General features: G+C 43.9%; 19 protein-coding genes. 10 read left to right on the top strand and 9 right to left on the bottom strand.

The genetic code is table 11. The features are described from left to right. Positions 1-212 precede the first annotated feature (212 nt). Together L2717_RS01970 and L2717_RS01965 are read left to right on the top strand one after the other, a co-directional pair. A complete protein-coding gene (locus L2717_RS01970) occupies positions 213-1,178 on the top strand; it encodes a 4'-phosphopantetheinyl transferase family protein (protein WP_220772684.1) in 966 nt (321 codons plus the stop codon). Between the two features lie 180 nt (positions 1,179-1,358). Beyond that, positions 1,359-1,904, top strand: coding sequence for a hypothetical protein (locus tag L2717_RS01965; RefSeq protein WP_220772683.1), 546 nt, complete (start codon positions 1,359-1,361; stop codon positions 1,902-1,904). A gap of 233 nt (positions 1,905-2,137) precedes the next feature. Here L2717_RS01965 and queF read toward each other — a convergent pair whose 3' ends face one another. Then, a complete protein-coding gene (gene queF, locus L2717_RS01960) occupies positions 2,138-2,995 on the bottom strand; it encodes an NADPH-dependent 7-cyano-7-deazaguanine reductase QueF (RefSeq protein WP_220772682.1) in 858 nt (285 codons plus the stop codon). 59 nt (positions 2,996-3,054) lie between these two features. Between queF and syd the strand changes: the two genes are divergently transcribed. After that, positions 3,055-3,705, top strand: coding sequence for a SecY-interacting protein (gene syd / locus L2717_RS01955; RefSeq protein WP_220772681.1), 651 nt, complete (start codon positions 3,055-3,057; stop codon positions 3,703-3,705). A gap of 88 nt (positions 3,706-3,793) precedes the next feature. Here syd and L2717_RS01950 read toward each other — a convergent pair whose 3' ends face one another. The 3 genes from L2717_RS01950 to L2717_RS01940 all read right to left on the bottom strand — a co-directional run bounded on the left by L2717_RS01950 (position 3,794) and on the right by L2717_RS01940 (position 5,633). Beyond that, positions 3,794-4,567, bottom strand: coding sequence for a Zn-ribbon-containing protein (locus L2717_RS01950; protein ID WP_220772680.1), 774 nt, complete (start codon positions 4,565-4,567; stop codon positions 3,794-3,796). Continuing rightward, entirely contained in the window at positions 4,567-4,950 is a 384-nt protein-coding gene (locus L2717_RS01945; protein WP_220772693.1) for a hypothetical protein, read from the bottom strand. The genes L2717_RS01950 and L2717_RS01945 overlap by 1 nt, the downstream gene beginning before the upstream one ends. A 449-nt stretch (positions 4,951-5,399) precedes the next feature. Continuing rightward, positions 5,400-5,633, bottom strand: coding sequence for a DUF2789 domain-containing protein (locus tag L2717_RS01940; RefSeq protein ID WP_220772692.1), 234 nt, complete (start codon positions 5,631-5,633; stop codon positions 5,400-5,402). Positions 5,634-5,783: 150 nt separating this feature from the next. Between L2717_RS01940 and L2717_RS01935 the strand changes: the two genes are divergently transcribed. After that, on the top strand, positions 5,784-6,422 hold the full coding sequence (locus tag L2717_RS01935; RefSeq protein WP_220772679.1) for a GNAT family N-acetyltransferase: 639 nt from the start codon (positions 5,784-5,786) through the stop codon (positions 6,420-6,422). Next, positions 6,415-6,735 carry an Mpo1-like protein gene (locus L2717_RS01930; RefSeq protein ID WP_220772678.1) on the top strand — a complete coding sequence of 107 codons (321 nt, stop codon included), beginning with the start codon at positions 6,415-6,417 and terminating at the stop codon, positions 6,733-6,735. The genes L2717_RS01935 and L2717_RS01930 overlap by 8 nt, the downstream gene beginning before the upstream one ends. 1,734 nt (positions 6,736-8,469) lie before the next feature. On the opposite strand, the gene L2717_RS01925 is transcribed toward L2717_RS01930, so the two are convergent. Together L2717_RS01925 and L2717_RS01920 are read right to left on the bottom strand one after the other, a co-directional pair. Continuing rightward, complete coding sequence (locus L2717_RS01925; RefSeq protein WP_220772677.1) at positions 8,470-8,856, bottom strand: DUF3301 domain-containing protein; 387 nt, start codon at positions 8,854-8,856, stop codon at positions 8,470-8,472. Further along, on the bottom strand, positions 8,853-9,866 hold the full coding sequence (locus tag L2717_RS01920; protein WP_220772676.1) for a DUF3549 family protein: 1,014 nt from the start codon (positions 9,864-9,866) through the stop codon (positions 8,853-8,855). The genes L2717_RS01925 and L2717_RS01920 overlap by 4 nt, the downstream gene beginning before the upstream one ends. 162 nt (positions 9,867-10,028) lie before the next feature. On the opposite strand from L2717_RS01920, the gene L2717_RS01915 reads away from it, so the two are divergent. Together L2717_RS01915 and truC are read left to right on the top strand one after the other, a co-directional pair. Then, positions 10,029-10,349, top strand: a complete 321-nt coding sequence (locus L2717_RS01915; RefSeq protein ID WP_220772691.1) for a YqcC family protein — start codon at positions 10,029-10,031, stop codon at positions 10,347-10,349. Beyond that, positions 10,336-11,199, top strand: coding sequence for a tRNA pseudouridine(65) synthase TruC (gene truC, locus L2717_RS01910; protein WP_220772675.1), 864 nt, complete (start codon positions 10,336-10,338; stop codon positions 11,197-11,199). The genes L2717_RS01915 and truC overlap by 14 nt, the downstream gene beginning before the upstream one ends. Before the next feature lie 140 nt (positions 11,200-11,339). Here the strand turns inward: truC and L2717_RS01905 are convergent, their stop codons facing one another. Beyond that, complete coding sequence (locus L2717_RS01905) at positions 11,340-11,555, bottom strand: hypothetical protein (protein ID WP_220772674.1); 216 nt, start codon at positions 11,553-11,555, stop codon at positions 11,340-11,342. A 124-nt stretch (positions 11,556-11,679) separates the two neighbouring features. Here L2717_RS01905 and L2717_RS01900 point away from each other — a divergent pair, with 124 nt between their 5' ends. The 3 genes from L2717_RS01900 (at position 11,680) to purU (ending at position 14,630) form a co-directional block, all read left to right on the top strand. Beyond that, entirely contained in the window at positions 11,680-12,144 is a 465-nt protein-coding gene (locus L2717_RS01900) for a flavodoxin (RefSeq protein ID WP_220772673.1), read from the top strand. Beyond that, the gene (locus tag L2717_RS01895; RefSeq protein WP_220772672.1) at positions 12,096-13,577 is read left to right on the top strand and encodes a PTS transporter subunit EIIC; all 1,482 of its coding nucleotides are present in this window, start codon (positions 12,096-12,098) and stop codon (positions 13,575-13,577) included. The genes L2717_RS01900 and L2717_RS01895 overlap by 49 nt, the downstream gene beginning before the upstream one ends. Before the next feature lie 186 nt (positions 13,578-13,763). Then, the gene (gene purU, locus L2717_RS01890) at positions 13,764-14,630 is read left to right on the top strand and encodes a formyltetrahydrofolate deformylase (protein ID WP_220772690.1); all 867 of its coding nucleotides are present in this window, start codon (positions 13,764-13,766) and stop codon (positions 14,628-14,630) included. Between the two features lie 82 nt (positions 14,631-14,712). Here the strand turns inward: purU and dapD are convergent, their stop codons facing one another. Together dapD and glnD are read right to left on the bottom strand one after the other, a co-directional pair. Further along, entirely contained in the window at positions 14,713-15,537 is an 825-nt protein-coding gene (gene dapD, locus L2717_RS01885; protein WP_220772671.1) for a 2,3,4,5-tetrahydropyridine-2,6-dicarboxylate N-succinyltransferase, read from the bottom strand. A 21-nt stretch (positions 15,538-15,558) separates the two neighbouring features. Further along, positions 15,559-18,144: a bifunctional uridylyltransferase/uridylyl-removing protein GlnD gene (glnD, locus tag L2717_RS01880; protein ID WP_220772670.1), complete on the bottom strand. Its 2,586-nt coding sequence runs from the start codon at positions 18,142-18,144 to the stop codon at positions 15,559-15,561. Positions 18,145-18,153: the final 9 nt, after the last annotated feature.

Raw genomic sequence — 18,153 nt, 5'->3', positions numbered from 1 at the left:
GATGAAAACCGTTTTTTTGAGTTTACAGGGTAAAATAGCCCCTACTGGCTTAAGCTGCTTAGGTCTTATTGGTGACGAATTTGATGTTATCGCTAGATTTTCTAACCCTTAATCTGATAATTTCGCTATCGTGCGACGATTTATTATGCAATTAAAATATCATACGATTTAAAGTGACTCTAAAACGTCGTTAACACTATATAAGATGAAGAATGAATCCAGATCATAACGCTGCAGTGTGTGCTCCCCAAAGCCAAAATATGACCGAGCACCAGCCGCAAAATACTGAAAAGCCTAACCCTGCCGTATCTGATGCTCAAACATTGGGCAAGGGCGAACGCAGTGTAAATGTAGATCTATTTTTTATTCCGTTTAGCGAGATGTCATCGCTGCATACCGTGCTGGCCCAGTCTTGGTTAAGTGATGATGAGCGCACTAAGGTGGCGCGTTATCGCGCCCCAAAAGCGCAAGGGAAGGGATTGCAGGTGAGAGCAGCGCTGCGAGCCGTATTATCTTGCTATGCGGATTTATCACCCAAAGAATGGTGTTTTGAATATAGTGCTAAGGGAAAGCCAAGCTTAACGGCGCAATTACGCCAACAAACGGGGCTTGAGTTTAATTTAAGCCATAGCGGCGATTGGCTGTTGATTGGTGTAGCTCAGTTTCATGGCCTTGAGTCAGCTTTATTCGGCGTTGATATTGAAAGATCGCGGCCAAAGACGGATATTTATCCCATTTTAAATCACTATTTTTCATCTCAAGAAACCACAGCATTGCTAGCGTTAGCTGATGAAGCGAGCCAGCGGCAGCGCTTTTTCGATTTATGGGCATTAAAGGAATCCTATATTAAGGCCACTGGTCTAGGTCTAGCGCAGTCGCTTAAATCTTTTGCCTTTGAGCTTAAGCCATTTAAGCAATTAGCTGCCGCATCACTTCAGCTTTCATGTCAAAATGCCGAAGTGAGACAGTCCTGTGGGATAGCGCCTATGCTCAGCGTTTATCCTAATATCTCACTAAAAAGCCCCGATACTGACGTCCTATATTGGCAGACATATTTTGGGCGTTTGACCGACGAATACCGTTTTGCAGTGAGCTTAGCCCATGCTAGTAATGTTGCTATTGCGGTGAAGTTAACGGCGCAACTAAGCAGTATTGAGAGCTTAATCGTCAGCGCGTAAATCATGAGCTTTATTCGCATAAAAACTGCGTAAACCGCTAAGTTGTACTAGCCCGTTTAGCCATGATTCTTTCTGTCTTTATCTATTTTTTAGCCTGTTTTATTCATCTTCGGTTAAACATTGCTGGGTATAGTCACGCCCATAATATTTTGCATTGGAATGGAATAAATGAGGCTCACCATGAAACGGGTTAACTGCGTGTTATCGGCTACTATGCTGGTTTTGCTGTCTGGCTGTGGCTATTTTGGTAGCGACGAAAAACAACAATTAGAGCAGGCTTGGTTAGCTAAAGATCCACAATTGCAGCAAGTGGTTGAACAAATTCGTGCTAATGGATTAGATGTTGTGGCACAAAGCGCTGCGGCAGGCACAGTTTCAGCCTGCGTGACGCAAAAGCTTGTGCAGGATCCGCTTGGAAAATTAGTTAATGTTGAAGGCTCGCTAGTGGAATCGGCTAAGGTAGCTGAACTGTTAGGTGATTTACAGAAAGTGATGGAGCAGGACGTGAGTTTTGAAAAGCTCGCAAGTCTTCTGCAAAAAGGCGCCGATGCAGCTGTTTACGCAAAGAGCTTGATTGAGCAGCAGGGGTTAGATCAAGCATTACAAAGTCTTAAGCAAATGGCGCTTGCGAGTGAACAATTTGCCAAGCAAGACTTAGGGGCACATTTTCAGCAATTATTGCTTGAGTGCAAAACTACAGAGCCAACGTCCACCTCAGTAAATTAAATTTCTATTCCAGTCAACAAATCGCCTTTAAGATAGTGCCTATAAGTACGAATGATCTTTCTCGATAAATAAACCTATGTTGAAGCGCTATTTGGTTGTTGAATCGCGTCGCAAATTTGGGGTTGTAACGGTTTGTTAATATGTTGACGCAATAAAAAGCCCTGATAATTCAGGGCTTTTTAGGCTTTTATTTAGCGAGCCGTCTTACTGTAAACCTTTGATATTATCTTGATTTACTGTCTTGCAAGCCGGTGATTTTCACCTGGTTGCTCAAAATCGCTACGATACGGGTTTATGTCTAAACCACCACGGCGAGTGTAGCGCGCATAAACAGTGAGTTTGGCGCAATGACAAAAACGTTTGAGATCGACAAAAATCCGCTCGACACACTGCTCGTGAAACTCGTTATGCTGGCGAAAAGAAATCAAATAGCGCAGTAGCTTCTCGCGATCGATTTTAGGCCCTTGATAGCGGATCATCACGCTGCCCCAATCGGGTTGCGAAGTAATTAAGCAGTTCGATTTTAGCAAATTGGAATTGAGCGTTTCTGCAACAATTTGTTTTTCATCGGTACTGTTTTCTAAATAATCAGGATTAAAAGTATAATCACTAACTGCAATATCGAGATCGTCAATACAAGTGCCTGGTAACTCGATGATGCGCTGAGTAGCGAAGTTTTTTGGCTCGATAATCTTAATATTAACATCGCCTTGGGCGCATTGGCTTAGGTCCTGTATTAAGTTTTTTTGCAGTGAATCTATGTTATCAAACTTGGTTTGATTAAAGCTATTGAGATACAGTTTAAACGATTTTGACTCAATCAGGTTCAGGCTTTCATAGCTCAAATACACTTCTACTATGGCCACCATAGGCTTACCTTTGGCATTTAACCAAGATAGTTCATAACCCGTCCAGATATCGGCACCATGAAATGGTAGCCTCTCTGTGAGTGCTATAGCGTTACGGTTTAGTGAGCGTGGAACCCCTTGTAGCAGCGACGCGTCATATTCAGCTTGATAGTCTGTGGCTTTACCTAACGTCAGGCCAACAAGCGCTTGCGCATCACTATAGGGATCGTGATTCTGTGTCATCAATACTGTTTCCATGTCAAAATAGGCATACATTATACCTGAAATTGGATTGTGCTTAAGTGTCTTGTCTGCCTGCACTCGATAAATTTTTGCAAAACTATCATAAAGCTTACTTAACGAGCTTAAGTGAACTACCGCGTTATTACCCGCAGGGTGAACCTTCTGTGTGTATTCAGGGCGAATTTCAACCCGAACTAGAACAGGCGGTTTTTTGGCAGCCGGTTAAACGCGAGGTCGAAGGGAGTTTCGCCAATGTTGAGCATGCGCTAGAATTAACTTTATGGCCAGAAATCAATCACTTTTATGGTCAATATTTCTCTGCACCACTCTTATTTGACTCAAAATGGGGTACGGGTGAGTTGCTGCAAGTATGGAATGAAAACGATTTTTATTGTCTGCAGCAAAACCTGATTGGCCATCTGATGATGAAAAAAAAGCTCAAGCAGCCACCCACTTGGTTTATTGGCCTGTTAGATGATGGCGATAAAATGCTCACTATCGATAACAATGACGGCAGTGTGTGGATAGAGCTACCTGGTGAGTTACCTTTGCAGCAATTATCGGCAAGTTTAGCTGAATTTATCGAGGCGTTATCGCCACGGATAGCACCGCCAGTAAAGCATGAAGAATTACCTATGCCGGCATTAGAGCATCCCGGTATTTTCGCTCGCTTCAAACTTATGTGGCAAAACTTGATGGGTAAACGCTAGCTGGCGTGAGCGACGCTCACTTATCAGAGTGAGCTCAAACTAAGTGCGGCTTATCTTAGATTGAGTTCTACTGCGAGATACTATGATGCTATTGATGATCCCAAGACAGATTTGACACTATGCGACAAGGCTCGCAGCGAAAGTGAAACATATCTAACAGTGGTTCATCAAGTTTCCAATCTTGACTGTGACAACGTGGGCAAGCCCGTGTTATTTCAGAGGCAAGATCTTGGCCACCAACGCGATATAAATAGTAATAGGTCGGGATTTTCGTGAGATATTCGATACGACCGCGTAAATCCCAACCCCGACGAAATAAATCACTCTCTGGACTCGATAATTCCTCTAATGCGGCAAATTCAGCTTTTGTAGCCGCCGCCATTTGTAGCTCGTCACAGGCTTGCCATTCACTCTGCCAACGAATAATGCGTTTATGATCGCCATTAAAGGTGGCGGGAATTTGGTACAAGGGAATGGGCAATAGATTATCGCCACTGCGCAGTGGCGAGCACATATGCACAAAACTGGTGTAGAGCAACTGCCAGCTTGGGGTTTGGGTATTGCTGACCTCAGAGTTGATGTCCTGACCGATAAACTTTTCCCGCGGGGCCAGTAGCTTGGCTTCAGTTAATTCTGTTAACGCTTTTTTGACCCAAGGGCTGTGGTATTTGTGCGCTAAACTGCCCTTTTCTGGCATTAACAAACGCACTCTAAATTCACCGTCATTAAAGGCGACCGCAAATTCTCGTCCTAAGATTTGACCGTTGGCTCGATAGGCTTCGAGAAGTTGATTAATGGCTTTTTCGGCTGCAGAAATAGTCGTGTCGGCGAAACATTCGAAGCGCAGTTCAGTGACAAACATTAAGCTGTTTTCCCTTGGGATTCTAGTAGGTTGATGCGTTGTTGAAGTTTGAGTAACTCATTTTTTAGTTGCACTATTTCTGCTGTTTGCTGTTCGGCATAGCGGTCAAAATATGTTTGTTGCGTCAATAGGCGCTCAGAAAGTGTAACAAGAGTTATGGCGTCGTGAGTTATAGGTGCTTCTTCTGTCCGGGGCGTTGCTTGCAACTCGGTTAAACGTTCTCGCTCCGCCTTAGGCATTAATTTAAATTGTTGTAAGCCTTGTATCAATATCGGCAAAGGTAAGCGGCTACCTAAACGGGTTTTAATTAAAGCTAGGCTGGGATTTTTTCCGCTGGCTTCGAGCGAACGTGCTGCCGCTAATACTTGGTCAATAGGACTCATCATTAGCAAAACTCCTTAAATTGTTGAATATTTTTAATCAACTTTAATATCACTTCTTAAATAATGACCTAAAAAATCATGTCATTATTTCGGGCATTTATGTCGCGCTTAACTCGGTTTTGATAAGGCGCAAACCCGATTCAATCTTCATTATATAAGATGTTATCCGATGAGTTATCAATCGAGTCATTCAATTATTGCTAGTGTTTTTTACTTAGCGCGCAAGCTTAGGTCCTAGTGGTTGTGCGGTCAATGTTGGCGGGGGCTACCTTTAATAAGGTGAGCAACAGGAAGAGACTAATTAAAGAGATTTCAATGCTGTGTTATTGCGCTCAGTACCCTAATCATTAAGGAAAACCACTAAGGATTAATACATGCCAATGATTTTTTGGAATAATGTCTTAGTGGTTTTTGGGACGCAGCTTAGCGTCAACTATAATCGAGTGACCTTATGATTTACGAAGCTGAGTGTCTAACTTTTCAATGAGTGGCGTCCATTGAGCATCTGCTTCTAGGGCTTCAGTTAGAAAACTCTTTTGGGCGGAGGTCCAAAAGGGGGCTTGATTTAGATGAATGTGATCATCAATCTCGTGGGTTTCAATAAACTGCGCTATAGCTTCATCGCTACTGTCTAAACCGAGTTGTTCGAATAAGTGGCTTAAGTCGACTTGAGTAGTGTCCATCATTATTTCCTTTTCAGTTATAGTGCCTGTGTTTAGAGTAAGCGTCTGATTGAAAAATGCAATCTATGATTAAAATTTGCACTTTGTCGTTTCCTTGATAAATTAATGGTTACTCATAAAAAGTGTGAGCTCATTCAAGGAAAACTCAGAATGGATAATCAGACCTTGGAAACCTATCGAGCAGTCTATTTGACTGCGGAAGATTTACGTATTGCTGCTTCTATTCTTTATAACGCTTATCACGATGACCCCTTTTTTATTGACTCACTGTTTACCTCAGATAAAGCGGCTTATGAGCAAAAGTTGCGCGCGGCGATCCGTGAAGAACTCAATACCTTATGGCAACAAAAACAAGCACTCATTGGCTTGTTTGACGGCGAAAGACTCATTGGTTTAGCCTGTGTCATTACCCAGAAAATACCGTTAGGAGAAGGACGTTATTGGCATTGGCGTTTAAAGATGTTGTTAGGTGCAGGGTGGAAATCGACCCAAGCTTTAATAAAAAAAGAGTCGAGTATTATTGAGTTATTACCGAATGATCGGTGTGGTATTTTGCAGTTTATTGCACTGGTACCTAATGAGCAGCACAAAGGACTCGGGCATCGCTTAGTTCAAGCGGTAGTGAGTTGGTGTGATGAGCAACCAGATGTAGAAGGTATTGGGGTGTTTGTCGCTCATGAGAGCCATCTACAACTCTTTACTCAGCATGATTTTGTATCTTTGGGTGAATTGAGTATTGGCTGTATCGATGGGCAGTTATTATTTTATGTAGGCCAACAATATGCGTAATTCGAGCCGTTCAGTTCATTCATATCGTAGCTTCGCCGATTTCTACCCCTTTTATTTATCTCAGCACCAAACCCCCATTTGTCGACAATTACACTTTGCGGGTAGTGGTTTAGTCTTATCACTGCTAACCATTGCGATATTCACACAAGCGTGGTGGTTATGTTGGTTTATTCCATTCGTGGGCTATGGTTTTGCCTGGGTGGGACACTGGGTATTTGAGAAAAACCGCCCTGCAACATTTCAATATCCATTTTATAGCTTGATGGCAGATTGGGTAATGTTTGCTCAAATGACTCGTCGTATTTTTAAGTAGAAAAAACGATGTTAAGTAAGATGCCCATGCCCGTGTGAGAGATCGCTTACAAAGACTGTAGGACATCATGCTTTGTTGCTGATTGTTTTTTATGCTCTTGATGTTAATGTAAAATAAAATCAATTAGTTAAATGCTCGCAACTCTCCTTTTCATACATTGCGATTTAGTCGTGTGTTCTTTGGGGCGGACAAATATCTGGGAGTTAACGTAAAATACACACATAGCAAGACGAATGGATAGCAAGGACAGCGAAATAGGCTAAAGGGACGCAAGACGCAAAAAATTATTCAGATTTCATGGTTGAAATCGATGATAGTAGGATAACTATCATCTGCCTAGGATAGGCTAATGAAAAGCTAGATTGCTTTTCAAGGATTATTAGGGATAGAAAGTCATATTGTCAGGATGATGATTATCAGGATGAAAAGGGACACGCTTAGGGATTAAGCATGAGCTCGATACAGGATGTGTCGAGTCCAAGGATAGGGTATAAGGGTGAACAGCTTGTACTCATCTATGGAAGGCCAATTTTGCAGGATGTAATAGGGAAACGTCATAGGAAGTGACCGGCTCTGTAAACGGATTTACAGGTCAAAGGATTGAGTGTTATCTCGCGCAAGTTAGATACACAGGGACAAAAAAGGATGACAGGGATGATGCTGGACGCAAGCAGACGCATGGATGGTGCAGGGAGCACAATAGGGCAGGAAGGCTTACAGAGAATAAATGGGGCGCACTTTTGTTGCGCCCTTTTCTTTGGCGAATTATTATAATTCATGTAGTTTCGCACTGTTATAACCCCTCGCACAAATGTAAACTTTAATCTGCAGTATGAGTTTTTGCTGCAATGCATTTCATACTCACTTTATTTCATGTTGTTTTATATTCCTCCCTCTCGGTGCTCGTTAAATATTTGTCGCAAGCATTTAATTTTTATGGATAAACGTTGGCTGAGTGTCTATGGGATATCCTCAGAAGAATAAAGTGAGTGCTATGAGTGTCATGGATTCAATTGCCATTATCTTTGTGAGATATCTCTCACAATTACGTAAGTCATTTGTAAGTCTTTAGATTGGCAATAACATTTTTAAATTGTTATATTCATTTTTATCAAATGGTTAACTCACTTCCTCACTGTTAATTTCAATATTTCCTTTAATATCTTTAAGTAATCCTTAATGAGTACTTTCGTGATTAGCGTAAAATCAATCCCGTACAAGGAATGACGAGCAACAGGATGTTGGCGTAAAGGATGATTGAGCAGTGACAAAGGAATGTGACTTAAGGAATGATAGGGATGTTGGCCTTTCAGGATGAAAGAGCATCAATAATCAAGGAAGGTAGTCTATCAAGGATTGATAGACACATTGCACCGGATGGTAATGGCACATGGAGTGCAATCGAATGGATGCAATACAATACCCGCTTCATGGATGATGGAACCGCTTAGGAAAGAGCAAGCTTGTGATTGGATGACCAAGAGATAGGGAAGTACATGAGTACAAGGATCTCAAGGATTGAGCAGGGATGAAGCAGGACGCAGATTGACGCATGGATGGTGCAGGGAGCACAAAAATAGCGGGACAGCTTAACAGAGAAATAGAAGGGCGTGGCTTTTATGGCTGCGCCCTTTCTTTTTGAATTTTTTACAGCGAGTTATTTTAGCACCAGATAATGACTGATTGCTCGCTATTATGGTAGGCAGTTTATTTGGGGATCATAGTCGATAAAACTTAATGACACTTGCCAGAACTACAGCCACTTTGTGTACCGCAACCGCCAAATTTACCCTGCGACGTGGGCGCTTCATGCCATTCAGGCTCAGGGAATATAGGCCATTCTATTTTTTGAATTTTCTTGCCTTGCATCCAAATATGACCACGGTATTGGTTAATGCCATCCGTGCTGAATTCAAATAAATATTTCGCTTTCCAACAAATACCCGTCGTACCGCCAACGCTCGGACGCGCAGTTTCCATTGCTATCGCTAATAACTGTACCTTTTGGCGCCAACATTCTTTTTCAGCAAAAACACGGCTTAATTCTGCCATTTGGCGTAATTGCCAGAAGAATGCGGCAATTACGACGAGACCAATAATTAACAGAAGATCTGACATCATTTGCTAGTTGCCTTAAACAAACCACCTATGGCTTGTGATAGTTGAACACTACGATTGGGATTTCTTAATTCGCCTAGTAATTGATTGCGTAAACTAGGAATAGCCACAATATCAGCAAAGACCTGATTAAAGAAGGCTTGGGGCTGCAGGGCAAGAGCTTCTAAGTAAACTCTGCGACTTGAATCGTGTTTTAATATCGACCAGCTACGCCCGGCAATGCTTATTAAAGCGTTAGCATCTAAATAAGATTGGCGATGAAGATGTTCGAAGGCCTGTTGACTGTGTTTGGTGCTAGAGGCCAGAGCCCGAAGAAAATAGGCTTGATGCTCTGGGGCTGCGTCTTGCAGTTTGGTGAGAATTTTATTGGCAAGCGTGTCGCTGACTTTTAAATGTTCAAGGCATTGGCATAGTGCGATTTGTACTTCGATTGCACTCGCATCAAAACTCGATACCAAGTGCTGTTCATGATCTAATTCATTTACTCTCGCGCACACATCGGCGATACCTTGCATCCCAATATGTTGCCATTGCGTTGGCGCAACTTGGCCTGATAGGTATTGCAGCGCAAATTCGTATTGCGACGATGCGCGCTGGCCGAGCTGTTTACGAACAAGGGCATTAAATACGGCGAGTTTTTCCTGACTCGGCTTGAAGTTAAACGGATTATTCGCGAGTCGCTCTTGTTGCTCATCACTGAGTGGCTGAGTGGGATCTTGCCCTAATGCGGCTAATATCATTTCGATAAATTGTGAACGCGGTGCCGGCGACAATAATCCTTGTTCATCTAACGCCAGTTTTAGAAACCAAATAAAGTGTTGCTGGCTTGTATCCCAAAAGACAATCGCGAATTGCGCATGCCCTTGAATGGGATAGGGATAAGGGGTAGCTAGAGACTCTATTTGGTGAAACGCGAGCATATCAATATGCTGCACCCTACGGCCAAGATCATACACTTGGAACTGGGTTTTCGCGGTGGTTAAAAATTGGCTTAAAGTGGTTATTTCAGTCATTTGGCTGCCATATCAATCAAAGAGGCTCAATAAATTGGCGCCATTATAGGGGGAAGCGAGTCTGGATGGTATGATTGCCACTCTTTAATCGACTTATTCGGCCTGTGGATTGTGGCAAGTTCCTGAATCACAGTGGCTAATGTAAGAATGGATCTGAACGCTATGTTATACGGCCAAACCCAAGTTAAATTGGATCAGATTGCCCAAGCACTAAAAGAGGCCGAGTTGTGGTCTGAGCTAGCGCCTTCAGCTGATGCGATGGCAAGCACGGCACCTTTTGCTTGCGATCTTATGCCCCTTGAACAGTGGCTGCAGTTTGTGCTGTTGCCTAGAATGCGAAACTTAATTGACACCGCGGCTCCTTTGCCGACGCAAATTGCGATAGCCCCTATGGCTGAACATGTTTGGCAGAATATGCCTTTGCGGCAAAACCTGATTGGCGTATTGAATGAATTGGATATGTTGTTAAATGAATCAAGATGATATGTGGCTTGAAACGCCTGAAAATGCACTGAATACATCTCAAGCGGATGATTCAGAAGAGCAAGCGCCTAAGATTGAAATTCTCTATGAAGATGAGCACTTAGTGGCAATTCATAAACCCGCAGGTTTATTGGTTCATCGCAGTTATTTAGCGCGGCGTGAACGATTTTTTGCCATGCAACTTACCCGCGACTTAGTCGGCTGTCATGTGTTCCCTGTTCATCGTCTCGACAGGCCGACATCTGGTGTGCTCTTGTTTGCCAAGAGTAGTGAAGTGGCCAATACACTGTGTGAGCAATTTGCTGCCCATACGGTTGAAAAGCAATATCTGGCCTTAGTGCGCGGTAATATGCATGAGAGCGGTATTTTAGATTATGCGCTTAAGGTTGAGTTGGATGAGCTGGGTGATAAGAATGCCGATCCTAACAAAGCAGCGCAGGAAGCAGTGACGGCTTATGAGCCACTTCTTAACACTGAGATCCCTTATTCGTCAGGCCGTTATCTTACCAGTCGATTCGCACTGGTACGCTTGAGCCCTAAAACGGGGCGTAAGCATCAGCTAAGAAGACATATGGCGCATTTACGTCACCCCATAGTCGGTGATACCACCCATGGTGATGGTAAGCAAAATGCGTTTTTCCGTGAGCACTTTGGTATCAATCGCCTATGGCTTATCGCGAAAAAACTCAGCTTTACGCATCCAGTCACTCAAACTCGGCTCAGTATAGAAACTGAGCTTGAAGCTCAGTGGGAAACCGTGTTTGCCGAGTTAGGTTGGGACGAGATGACCTTGAGTCAACAGGCTGAGTTGTTAATCGCCGCCGATGAGACGACTGCCGGATATGCTTAACTGGTAACCTTAGCTGAGACCGTCTCGACATAATAGACAGTCAGCCAAGTGAAGTGGATGACATAAATAGTCTTCGCTTGGCTGTGTTATTGACACTAAAGCAATCGAATCAGAACGCTTGAATCAATAATAGCTGCCTATCAAAACGAGTCTGACGCGAGTAGGTCGAGGTGTTGTGGTGTTTGTGCTGTTTGTGGACGCAGTTTTTGCATCATTACGGCTAAGGTTGAGAATCCAGAGGTAGGCGCGAGTGGCGAAGTGAGGTTTTGCTGGACGGAGTGAAAGTAATTTTTACGTCGAGTTTGGATCGTTTTGTAGTGTTGTTTGAGGTGTTTTTGTCGGGCAGACTGTCGCATCAGATATTTCCTCATGCTCAATGACTTGATTTATAAAAAAATTACGCCTTAGTAGCTTGCCCATAGACTCAACAATAACGTAAGGTCAGCCTATTAAGGTTTGCAATAGAATGTGGAGTGTATCATGAAAAAGGTGAATCTGGTGTTTGGCACTGTGTACGGAAGCGCACAATTTACTGCAGAAACCCTAGAGAAAGAGCTGCAAATCCTCGGTTATGATGTGACATTATGGCAACCCGATGCGGTCGTAAACTTCATTCCTCCGCAGGATGAATTGTTAATCGTGATTACGTCAACGACCGGCCAAGGAGATTTACCCGAGGATATTCAACCTTGGTATCATAATCTTAAAACTCACTCGCCCTATTTACCGGCGCTTAAATATAGCGTGATAGCACTGGGCGATTCAGGTTATGAGACTTTTTGCGGCGCGGGTAAATCTGTTGATGCGCTTTTGACTGAACTTGGCGCTAAACCGTTAGTGGAGTTATTTGAAATTGATGCCTGTGACACCATGGAACCTGAGGTTGAAGCAATAAAATGGCTAGAGCGCTGGAATCAAGTCGTCAAATCCGAGCTCGCCGCTTAGGAAGATTCGTCACTCAGCAATGGTTTAAATTTGCCCAGCGCCTAAGTCAAGCGCTGCTCATTCCTATTGCCATTTTACCCGCCGCAGGGGTTATGCTTGGCTTAACGGTTAGCCCTATTCCCTTTATGCCCGAAGAGCTGACAGTATTGATGTTAGCGGTGGGCAAACTCATTTTCGCCATCATGCCGATGTTATTTGCCGTGGCTGTTGCTATTGGTTTTTGCCGCGATCAAGGTATTGCCGCCTTTACGGCGGTGTTTGGTTATGGCGTGATGACGGCGACGTTAGCCGCACTGGCTGATTTATATCGGCTACCAACCCAACCTTTATTGGGAATGGATACCTTAGATACTGGGATTGCAGGCGGCATGTTACTCGGCGGTATTACTTGCTTTGCGGTGCGCTGGAGCCAATACATTCGCTTACCAGCGATTTTCTCTTTTTTTGAGGGGCGTCGCAGCGCATCTTTGCTGATTATTCCCTTAGCGATGGGGCTTGGTTATGTACTCGCTCACGTGTGGCCGCCACTCGCATTTTTGATTGAACGCGTATCTGACTGGGCGGTTTATCAAAAACCGGCCATTGCTTTTGGCATCTATGGCGCGCTGGAGCGTTTACTTATCCCCCTTGGATTACACCATATTTGGAATGCACCTTTTTACTTAGAAGTGGGCCAATATCAGTTATTAGGGCATGAAGTCGTTCGTGGTGAGGTGGCGCGCTATTTAGCGGGCGATCCGCAGGCGGGAAATTTAGCCGGTGGTTATCTGATTAAAATGTGGGGTTTACCGGCTGCGGCATTGGCGATGTGGCGCTGCGCTGATAAATCGGAACGTAATCGCGTCGCCGGTATTATGCTATCAGCGGGGGCGGCAAGTTGGTTAACTGGGGTGACCGAGCCTATCGAATTTGCTTTTATGTTTGTGGCGCCAATTTTATTTATCATGCACGCCTTGCTCACTGGGCTGGCTTATTTTGTCTGTATTATGCTGGATATTCACCACAGCATCGTATTCTCCCAAGGTCTGGTAGACTTTACGCTGTTATTCCCACTATCCCGTAATACTAGCTGGTTTATTTTTCTTGGCCCCTTAACTGCAATTATATATTACCTATTGTTTAGAATAAGTATTTTAGCTTTTAACTTGAAAACTCCCGGCCGACTTGAGCATCCTCATCATAATGGACCTAAAGAAAGTTTACGGGCGATTATCGCGGCGCTCGGCGGACGAGACAATATTGTAGAGCTGAATGCCTGTTTGACTCGTTTGCGTTTGAGCGTACACAAGCCTGAGCTAGTCAATAAAGTGCGTTTAAGCCAGTTGGGTGCTAAGGGCGTGATTGTCATGGGTAAAGGTGTGCAGGTGGTGTATGGCACTAAGGCTGAAACACTGCGTAAAGTATTACAGCGTTATTTAGATACGCGTCGTTAGGAGAGTGATACACGCCGCAAGAATTATACTTTCACAGAATTAATCATTTAAATTTTACATTTTATTGATTCAAGCTTCTGAAATATCATTTTTATTTCCGCATTATAGAATTTTTATGCTGTTCAGCATGGGTTGCTATGGCAAACTCAAACTAGGGACAATATAGGAGATCTAACTTTGCAACAAATGACTGAAACTCGCACTCATACTCCGCCAACCATAGCCCGTAAAATCTTACTGACAGATTGTGCCGATGCCCAAGGCTTAATTGCCAAAATCACCAGTGTTTGTTTTAACCATAAGCTTAATATCATCAAAAATAGCGAGTTTGTCGATAATGCTCAGGGGCGCTTTTTTATGCGTACTGAATTAGAAGGCATTTTTAACAGCGAACAGTTATTGCAGGATTTACGACAAGTGCTGCCTACGAAAAATCATATGAACTTAGTCAGCGCGGGCAAAAAACGCATTGTAGTATTGGTGACAAAAGAAGCTCACTGTTTGGGTGATTTGTTAATGAAAGCCTATTACGGCGGCCTGAGTGTCGAGATTGCCGCTGTGGTGGGTAACCATGATGCATTACGCGAATTAACCGAAAAATTTAATATTCCCTTCCATCTGGTCAGTCATGAAGGCTTAGATAGAATTCAACATGAGCAAGCCTTGTTAGCTGCGGTCTCTCAATACGAACCCGATTATCTGGTGTTGGCTAAATACATGCGGGTGTTAACCCCTGATTTTGTGGCGCAATATCCCAATCGAATTATCAATATTCACCATTCCTTCTTACCCGCCTTTATCGGCGCAGCGCCTTATCGCCAAGCTTGGGAACGTGGGGTGAAAATCATTGGCGCGACAGCGCATTTTGTCAATAACTGCCTCGATGAAGGCCCCATTATTAAACAAGATGTCATCCCCGTCGATCACAGCTACAGCGCCTTAGAAATGGCGCGAGCAGGGCGCGATGTGGAAAAAAGCGTCTTGAGTAAAGCACTGCAATTAGTATTGAATGAACAAGTGGTTGTATACGGTAATAAGACCGTTGTGTTTTAAAGCGGTAAATAAAAAATGCCAAGACAAAATCTTGGCATTTACACTTAAATTTATAATAAGTTAAGCGCGAGCAGTTCAATCATTAGTCAACGATACGTAGTAACTCGTTAATACCTACTTTACTGCGTGTTTTTGCATCCACTTTTTTAACAATAATGGCAGCATAAAGGCTATACTTACCACAGGCCGACGGCAGGTTGCCCGACACAACGACAGAGCCCGCGGGGACGCGGCCGTAATGGACTTCACCCGTTTCGCGATCATAAATACGCGTACTTTGGCCAATATACACGCCCATTGAAATCACTGATCCTTCTTCAACCACAACGCCTTCAACAATCTCAGAGCGTGCGCCGATAAAGCAGTTATCTTCGATAATCGTTGGGCCAGCTTGTAATGGCTCTAATACACCACCAATGCCAACACCACCGGATAAATGTACGTTCTTACCAATTTGTGCGCACGAACCGACAGTCGCCCATGTATCAACCATAGTGCCTTCATCAACATAGGCGCCTAAGTTCACATAAGATGGCATCAGCACGGTATTTTTACCGATAAACGAGCCTTTACGCACGGTAGCAGAAGGGACTACACGAATGGCTTCGGCTTTGAAGCGTGCTTCGTCATATTCGGCAAATTTTAATGGCACTTTATCGAAGTATTTGGTTTCAGCGCCATCAATGACCACGTTGTCAAAAATACGGAACGACAGTAACACGGCTTTCTTTAGCCATTGATGTACATGCCATTGGCCGTCGATTTTTTCGGCAACACGTACTTCTCCTCTGTCGAGCATATTGATAACATTTTGCACATCGCTGCGAATGCTGGCATCGACTGTGCTTGGTGTGATATCGGCGCGCGCTTCAAACGCTGCTTCAATACGTTGGCGTAAAGCCTCCATTTATTTCTCCCACTGGTTTCGTTAATTAACGGATTCGATATTTTTTACATTCAGGGCATTGATCAACGCTTCCCTGAGAGTGTTTTCTTGATGTTCATTGAGCTGTAAACCTTCATTGGTCTGCAGCATAAAAAAATCTTCGGCACGTTCACCAATGGTGGTGATCTTGGCCGCGAGCAATATTGTATTGCAACGGTAAAAGATATCACCGACTTTAGCCAGTAATCCTGGGCTATCTAAAGCTATAAGCTCCATCATACTGGTGCCCTGACGGCTGCTTTTAAGAAAACTTACTTGCGTCGGAACGTGAAACGGTTTCATCTTACGTGATAGTTTTCTAAAACGTGGCAGTTTTGGACTATCACTCGCCAGCGCTTTTTCGAGGGCTTTTCGAACACTTTGAATACGCGATAACTGGCTAACTGGCTCGCCATTTTGCTCTAAGATCACAAAGGTATCGAGCGCATAATTATCTTTAGAGGTCATGATATTGGCATCATGGACAGTAATATTTTTATTGTCGAGTACCGCCATCACAGTCGCGAATAATTTAGGTCTATCTTGGCAATAAACAAATAATTCTGTACCGCCGCGTGTGGCATGTTTCGAAACGAGTACTAAAGGCTCGTCGAGTTGTTTGTGTTTTAGAATCGCTTCAGCGTGCCAAGCCAGTTGATTTGGCTGGTAGCGTAAAAAATAGTCGGCTTTGAAACGGTGCCATAAAATATCCAGATCTTTTTCTTTAAGCCCACGGCGCAGTAATTCTTTTTTAACCTTGGCTTGGGATTCGCGCACGCGCGCCCGAATATCGACTGGCTTTTCTTTACCGCGAGCGAGTACTCTTTGGGTAGAAAAATATAAATCCCGTAGTAGCGAGCCTTTCCAGCTATTCCAGGTCTTTTCGTTGGTGGCGCAGATATCGGCTACGGTTAAGCAGTATAAATAACTTAGATGTACGGCATCGCGCACTTTGCTAGCAAAGTCGGCAACCACATCGGGATCAGAAATATCACGGCGCTGGGCGGTAATTGACATCACCAGATGGTTTTCAACTAACCAAGCGACTAAGCGGCCATCGTGATCGTTCAAGCCATGGAGTTTACAAAAGGCGAGGGCATCAACGCTGCCCAGCTTACTATGATCCCCCCCGCGGCCTTTGGCGATATCGTGGAAAATAGCGCCTAAAACCAGTAATCCTTTTTTCGGTAATTGATTAATAAGCACAGAACCTAAGGGAAACTCCTCTTTTTGTTCCGCTTGAGAAAACCGTTCAATATTGAGCAGTAATCTGTGAGTATGTTCATCGACGGTATAGGCATGAAATAGGTCAAACTGCATTTGACCTTCGATATTGCGCCATGCGGGTAAATAGGCCGATAACACGCCGTGTTTATGCATTAAGGATAAGGCTACAATGCCGCGAGGATGACGCAAAATTTCCATAAAGGCTTGGCGGCAAAGTGGGTTTTCCTGTAATGCCTGTGTTTGGGCGCGTCTAGCACGGCGTAGCGAACGTAGCGTTGGCGCATAAATACTTTTGATATTGGAGTTTTTAGCCACCAATAAAAACAGTCTAATTATTTCTTCACTGCTATCGAATACATCATCGCTTAAGGCTTCAATAAAGGTGCCGCGGCGTTGGTAGTGTTTGTCTATTGATTGGATTTCGAGTGCTTTTGTTTGGCCTAATGTGGCGCGCTTAAATAGCTGTAACAGCATTTCGTTCAGCTCCATCACTCGGCGAACCGTGCGATAGTAGCGTTTCATCATTTGTTCGACGGCAAGCTGAGTCGCATCTTGGTAACCCATGAGCTCGGCTACTTGGCGTTGTACATCAAACAGTAGGCGATTTTCATCGCGTCCTGCTGTCATGTGCAGGGCAAAACGCAGGGTCCATAAAAAAGACTGGCATTCGAGCAGCTCTTCTAATTCAGCAGGTTCTAAAAAGTCGTATTGCACTAACTCTTCTAAACGCGCGGCACCAAAATGGCGCATAGCGACCCAAGCTATCGTTTGGATATCCCGCAGGCCACCAGGGCAACTTTTGATATTGGGCTCAAGGTCGAAGGCACTCGCTCTGGCATGGCGGGCATTTTGCTCATCACGTTTAGCGATAAAAAAATCACTCGATGTCCAAAAGTCACCTTGACGAATGGCATCATAAAGCCTATCAAACAGGGATTCAGTACCAGTTAAAAAGCGGGCTTCGAGTAAGTTAGTGGCGATGGTGACATCAATTCGTCCTAAACTAAGCGTGTCTTCTAAGGTGCGAACACTGTGGCCAATCTCAAGATTAGCATCCCATAAAAAGGCGATGAATTGACTGAGGGCATTTTCAGCATCTGCACATAAGCTGTTATCGTAAAGGAAGAGTAAATCGATATCTGAATGAGGGTGTAATTCGCCGCGGCCATATCCTCCAACAGCAATAAGCGCGATATCAAATCTATTGAGCCCAAGTTGGGCCCAAACGTGCTTCACAAGGGAGTCGACAAACTGACAGCGCTGCAAGACCAGTTCAACAATTGGAGCCTTTGCTTGAAAACGGGCGAGCAAGGCTTGGTTTTGTTCGATAAGTGCTTGTTTAGCCAGTAGCGCTGTGTTCATTTAGTCCCT

Origin of the sequence: Shewanella glacialipiscicola (assembly GCF_023283485.1) — a bacterium.
Lineage (GTDB): Bacteria > Pseudomonadota > Gammaproteobacteria > Enterobacterales > Shewanellaceae > Shewanella > Shewanella glacialipiscicola.
Note: the sequence above shows the minus strand (reverse complement) of the source record. Positions and strands in the feature narration are given on the sequence as shown.

What these genes read in the sequence shown, in the direction of transcription:
- L2717_RS01935 (WP_220772679.1), top strand. Translation starts at nt 5,784, where the DNA reads ATGGATAATCAGACCTTGGAAACCTATCGAGCAGTCTATTTGACTGCG.
- L2717_RS01940 (WP_220772692.1), bottom strand. Translation starts at nt 5,633, where the DNA reads ATGGACACTACTCAAGTCGACTTAAGCCACTTATTCGAACAACTCGGT.
- dapD (WP_220772671.1), bottom strand. Translation starts at nt 15,537, where the DNA reads ATGGAGGCTTTACGCCAACGTATTGAAGCAGCGTTTGAAGCGCGCGCC.
- L2717_RS01945 (WP_220772693.1), bottom strand. Translation starts at nt 4,950, where the DNA reads ATGAGTCCTATTGACCAAGTATTAGCGGCAGCACGTTCGCTCGAAGCC.
- L2717_RS01970 (WP_220772684.1), top strand. Translation starts at nt 213, where the DNA reads ATGAATCCAGATCATAACGCTGCAGTGTGTGCTCCCCAAAGCCAAAAT.
- L2717_RS01965 (WP_220772683.1), top strand. Translation starts at nt 1,359, where the DNA reads ATGAAACGGGTTAACTGCGTGTTATCGGCTACTATGCTGGTTTTGCTG.
- L2717_RS01895 (WP_220772672.1), top strand. Translation starts at nt 12,096, where the DNA reads ATGGCTAGAGCGCTGGAATCAAGTCGTCAAATCCGAGCTCGCCGCTTA.
- L2717_RS01915 (WP_220772691.1), top strand. Translation starts at nt 10,029, where the DNA reads ATGTTATACGGCCAAACCCAAGTTAAATTGGATCAGATTGCCCAAGCA.
- glnD (WP_220772670.1), bottom strand. Translation starts at nt 18,144, where the DNA reads ATGAACACAGCGCTACTGGCTAAACAAGCACTTATCGAACAAAACCAA.
- truC (WP_220772675.1), top strand. Translation starts at nt 10,336, where the DNA reads ATGAATCAAGATGATATGTGGCTTGAAACGCCTGAAAATGCACTGAAT.
- queF (WP_220772682.1), bottom strand. Translation starts at nt 2,995, where the DNA reads ATGACACAGAATCACGATCCCTATAGTGATGCGCAAGCGCTTGTTGGC.
- L2717_RS01920 (WP_220772676.1), bottom strand. Translation starts at nt 9,866, where the DNA reads ATGACTGAAATAACCACTTTAAGCCAATTTTTAACCACCGCGAAAACC.
- L2717_RS01930 (WP_220772678.1), top strand. Translation starts at nt 6,415, where the DNA reads ATGCGTAATTCGAGCCGTTCAGTTCATTCATATCGTAGCTTCGCCGAT.
- purU (WP_220772690.1), top strand. Translation starts at nt 13,764, where the DNA reads ATGACTGAAACTCGCACTCATACTCCGCCAACCATAGCCCGTAAAATC.
- L2717_RS01900 (WP_220772673.1), top strand. Translation starts at nt 11,680, where the DNA reads ATGAAAAAGGTGAATCTGGTGTTTGGCACTGTGTACGGAAGCGCACAA.
- L2717_RS01925 (WP_220772677.1), bottom strand. Translation starts at nt 8,856, where the DNA reads ATGATGTCAGATCTTCTGTTAATTATTGGTCTCGTCGTAATTGCCGCA.
- L2717_RS01950 (WP_220772680.1), bottom strand. Translation starts at nt 4,567, where the DNA reads ATGTTTGTCACTGAACTGCGCTTCGAATGTTTCGCCGACACGACTATT.
- L2717_RS01905 (WP_220772674.1), bottom strand. Translation starts at nt 11,555, where the DNA reads ATGCGACAGTCTGCCCGACAAAAACACCTCAAACAACACTACAAAACG.